The sequence below is a fragment of the Deinococcus sp. genome, assembly GCF_030523985.1.
Lineage (GTDB): Bacteria > Deinococcota > Deinococci > Deinococcales > Deinococcaceae > Deinococcus.
Window position 1 is genome coordinate 1 of sequence record NZ_JAUNHK010000153.1, and the last position, 4,278, is coordinate 4,278.

The following is a 4,278-nucleotide window of genomic DNA, read 5'->3' on the forward strand; positions in this document are numbered from 1 at the left end:
AAGCCGCCTCCATGCACCTCCCAAACCCGTTCGGGTTGGGTTTCGCCCTTGGCAGGCGGGTCCTCGCGGAAAATGATGTTAAGGGCTTCTTCGACCACTGTATCGGGCTCGACTTCCAGCGCGTTGCTCTGCGCCCACAACTCGAATTCGGGGAGCATCTGAAACAGCGTTTCACGCAGTGTGGCGAGGCCCGTTCCTTCCTTGGCGCTCACCTGCACGACAGGCAAGCCCTGTTCGGCCAGCTCATCCTCGACCATCTGCGCCAGATCAGATTCGACCAGTTCGACCTTGTTCAGGGCCACCAGAGCGACGTTGTCGAGCAGGGTCGGGTCATACGCCCGCAATTCGCCCTGAAGCTGCTGCAACTCCTCGACCGGATTGCGGGTTACGTCCAGCACATAAATCAGCAGTCGGGTGCGGCTGATATGGCGCAGGAATTCCAGGCCTAGGCCCTTGCCTTCGCTGGCTCCTTCGATAATGCCGGGGATGTCGGCCATCGTGAAGCGTTCGTTGAGGCTGTTGCCCCGCTCGTCCTCGCGCTGCACGACGCCCAGGATGGGGGAGAGGGTCGTAAAGGGGTAGTCGGCAATGGCCGGGTTGGCACGGGACAGGGCCGCCAGCAGGCTGCTTTTGCCCGCGTTGGGATAACCCACCAGACCCACGTCGGCAATCAGGCGCAGTTCTAGACGCACACGGCGCTTTTGCCCCGGCGTCCCCAGTTCAGCGAAGCGGGGAGCCTGCCGGGTGCTGCTGGTAAACGTCGAGTTGCCACGGCCCCCCAGCCCACCCTTGGCGATAATTTTTTCCTGTCCCACCTGCACCAGGTCGGCAATCACTTTGCCGCTTTCTTCGTCGAAGGCGGTGGTGCCGACTGGAACGTCGATGTAAATATCGAGGCCGTCGGCCCCCTGACGCAGTCGGCCTTCGCCGTAGCGCCCGTTTTCGGCCTTGAACTTGCGTTTGCCGACCAACCTTTCCAGCGACTCCACGCCCTCAATGGCACGCAGAATCACGTTGCCGCCGCGCCCGCCGTGCCCACCGTCTGGGCCGCCCTTTTCCAGATACTTGGCCCGGTGAAAACTCATGCTCCCGTCGCCGCCGTTTCCGGCAGCCACTTCAATATTCAGTACGTCACGAAAAGCCATCTCGCCACCTCCACTGGAGATCAGTGTAAAAAAGCCGCGCCCCCCCAGGTGGGCAGGGCGCGGTCAGACGCGTACCGGGTTTCAGTCGGCAGCGAGTTCAGTCTGGGCGGCTTCGATGCTGATGAAGCGGCCCTTGCTGCCCTTGTTGGTGAAGATGACCTTGCCGTCTTCGAGGGCGAACAGGGTGTGGTCGCGGCCCATGCCCACGTTCGCGCCGGCCTTGAACTTGGTGCCGCGCTGACGAACCAGGATGTTCCCGGCTTTCACGACTTCGCCACCGAACTTCTTGACGCCCAGGTACTTGGGGTTGCTGTCACGTCCGTTCTTGGACGAACCTACACCTTTCTTGTGTGCCATGTTTTATTCGCCTCCCTTAGCCCTGAATGCCCAGAATCTTGATTGCGGTGAAGTTCTGGCGGTGACCGGTGCGGCGGCGGTACTGAATGCCGCTCTTGTACTTGCGGATGTAAATCTTCTTGCCGCGCCCGTGCTCGACCACTTCGGCCTGCACGGTGTACTTGCCCGCGTCCTGACCGAAGATGGCCTTTTCGCCGCCCACGAACAGGGCCTGAAGCTCGACCTTGTCGCCCGCTTCACCCTTGAGGCTTTCCACGCGGAGCACGTCGCCCTCGGAAACGCGGTACTGCTTTCCGCCAGTTTGAATGATTGCAAACATCTCTTTCCTCCTGTTGCCCGGCACTTGAAAACAGCCTCGGCAAATCTTCTTTCGTTTGCCCGCTGTGGGGCCACCAAGCGAACACTGTAACACATGACAGGCGTCACGGGAACTGGCCCGAACCGGAAACTCAGCCGGAACGGGCAAAAGCAGGCAATCCGCCCCCAGGATGGGGCTAAACATGGACAGCGTGCGTGTTCCCGTTCTTCGTCTACGTGTCCTCGCGGTACACGTTGGCTCGCGCTGGGCGAGTCGTTCTCGTGTCTGACCTCCGGGCGACCTGGGCACTTCGGCACAACGTCGCGGGTTGGAAGCAGTCTATCAGCAAAGGGGCCGGGTTGAGCAAGCGTCAGGACTTGGCGGGAAAGGCGCTGCTGACCCGGCGCAAAATCTTGAGTCGCAGGGCGGTCAACTGCGGGTCGCTGTAGAAAAAAGCCACCTTGCGCTGCGCCGCCGTGTCTTCGCGGGCAGGACGCTGGCCCAGAATGAAAGCCGTCCAGGACATGGCGAAGTCCTGCTCGGGGCCACGGGCCGCCGAGACGTTGAGGAAAGTGTTGGGATAGGCCGTAAAAAAGGCCTGCGCCTGCGTGGGCTGCTCTGCCACTTTGCGCCGACGCCAATCCTTGAGCATGGCGTCGCTCCAGAAGGTGCGGACATAGCGCTGCATCAGGCTGCCAGACTGCACACAGCCAGCAGAGGTCAGCACCGTCGGGCAAGGGTAGCCCTCGGGAAGTGTCTGAAGCTGGGAGGGAGCGAGCGCCGTCAGGAAGGCACTCTGATAGATCAGCGTGTTGAGCCGCTCCACCGGGGCGCTGTCACGCGGGTCGAGGGCGAGTTGCCAGCTCAGGCCATTGGGAGCGAGCTTGACCCAGCCCCTGTCCCCGCCCCGCCCATCGGTGGAGAGCAGGAAGGTGCCGACTTCACGGGTGACTTCGGGGGGAAGCAGGGTGGTGACGGTAGACCAGCTGCGGCGGTGGACCGCCTGGATGCGCTCGCCTCCCTGGGCTTTCAATTCGCCATTTTCTACCGGATAACGGGCAATGGTTCGCAACGCCTGGGGCGGCTTCCAGTCGGGTGCGGGCCGCGCCGGATTCCACATGGTTCCCAGGCGCGTATTTAGGCGGCCCACCAGAGCGTCACCCCGAGAGGCGAGTTCGGGTTCGGTGGTGCGGGCCACCGGAGCACGTCCGGTCAGAATCCACCAGGTGGACACCAGCACCAGCATGACAATCAAGGAAACGAGCAGAGGGAGTTTCTTCATGGCTGCTCTCCAGCAGAAGGGGATAGAGCTTTTTCAGTGTCCTTGAGGCCACGAATTTCTTCGATAAAGCGTTCGAGGCTGTCGAAATCGCGGTAGACACTGGCAAAACGGATGTAGGCCACGTCGTCCAGCGGCCTGAGAAACGTCATGGCGCGGCGGCCGATTTCCTCGGTGGGAATCTCACCACTTTGCACCTCGTCTTCAAAGGAATAGGCGAAGACGCGCAGGGCCGCCGCATCCACCGGGCGCTTTTCGCTGGCAAGGACCAGGCCGCGCAGCAGTTTGTCGGGGTTGAAGGCTTCGCGCAGGCCGCTGCGTTTGACGACCATCAGCGGCTCGAGCTGGGCACGCTCGTAGGTCGTGAAGCGCCGGGCGCAGCTCAGGCACTCGCGGCGGCGGCGAATACTGGCTCCCTCGTCGCTGGCGCGTGAATTGATGACCCGCGAATCGGGGGAAGAGCAGTAGGGACACTTCATCCGCGCCCCGCCGCTCCTTGGCCTGGAGCCTGAAGCGGCACGCTCAGGACATTGCCGCGCAGGTGCCCCAGCCCCGGAGCCGCCAGCGACAGCACCACGTCGGCCAGCGGCTGGTCAAGCTGGTCGTCGCCGCTGCTGGAGCGCGAGGGAATCAGCAGGTTCAGGCGCATGCCTTCCTGACTGGCATGCTCGACCAGGGCACGAATCGCGCCGCGCTGCGGGTAGACCTGCAAGCCCACTTCGTCCTGGTGCGGCCCGACCACCGACAGCCACGCCTGGGGTTGCAGTCGGCGCAAGACCTGGGTGATGGCGACGGTGCTTTTGACGTTGGTGTTGAAGAGGTCCATCCATTCGGTTTCGCTGAGTTCGTGGAAGCGCGAGGAATGGGCACGTTTGTCGGCCAGATGCACCACGCCGTCTACCGAGTCGTAGATGTCCAGAATGCGTTCCAGGGCGCTGATCCAGTCTAGGGGCACCGACACGTCGGCTGCCAGCGGAATGGCCCGCCCACCGCGCTGCTCGATGCCGCTGGCGATAGAAGCGAGGGTTTCGGTGGCCTTGCCCACCAGAATCACATTGGCCCCTGCATGGGCCAGGGCCATTCCGAGCACCCGGCCATAGCCCTGGTCAGCCCCAGTGACCACGATGACTTGGTTCAGCAGGGCTTCACGCGAGGATTTGGACAAAGGCGACGACAGGTCACCGGCGGAAAACGTCATG

6 protein-coding genes are annotated in these 4,278 nt (G+C 62.7%); all 6 read right to left on the minus strand.

Annotated elements, in window-relative coordinates; all coding sequences use genetic code 11:
- On the minus strand, positions 1-1,145 hold a 1,145-nt coding region (gene obgE / locus Q4C89_RS14090), incomplete at its 3' end, for a GTPase ObgE (protein ID WP_303103257.1).
- Between the two features lie 81 nt (positions 1,146-1,226).
- Positions 1,227-1,502 carry a 50S ribosomal protein L27 gene (gene rpmA, locus Q4C89_RS14095; protein ID WP_303103258.1) on the minus strand — a complete coding sequence of 92 codons (276 nt, stop codon included), beginning with the start codon at positions 1,500-1,502 and terminating at the stop codon, positions 1,227-1,229.
- A gap of 16 nt (positions 1,503-1,518) precedes the next feature.
- Complete coding sequence (gene rplU, locus Q4C89_RS14100; RefSeq protein WP_303103259.1) at positions 1,519-1,821, minus strand: 50S ribosomal protein L21; 303 nt, start codon at positions 1,819-1,821, stop codon at positions 1,519-1,521.
- A gap of 349 nt (positions 1,822-2,170) precedes the next feature.
- The gene (locus tag Q4C89_RS14105) at positions 2,171-3,082 is read right to left on the minus strand and encodes a hypothetical protein (protein WP_303103260.1); all 912 of its coding nucleotides are present in this window, start codon (positions 3,080-3,082) and stop codon (positions 2,171-2,173) included.
- On the minus strand, positions 3,079-3,558 hold the full coding sequence (nrdR, locus tag Q4C89_RS14110) for a transcriptional regulator NrdR (RefSeq protein WP_303103261.1): 480 nt from the start codon (positions 3,556-3,558) through the stop codon (positions 3,079-3,081). Before nrdR ends, Q4C89_RS14105 begins: the two co-directional genes overlap by 4 nt.
- Positions 3,555-4,277 (minus strand): SDR family NAD(P)-dependent oxidoreductase, encoded by a 723-nt coding sequence (locus Q4C89_RS14115; protein WP_303103262.1) that lies wholly within the window; start codon positions 4,275-4,277, stop codon positions 3,555-3,557. Before Q4C89_RS14115 ends, nrdR begins: the two co-directional genes overlap by 4 nt.
- Position 4,278: the final 1 nt, after the last annotated feature.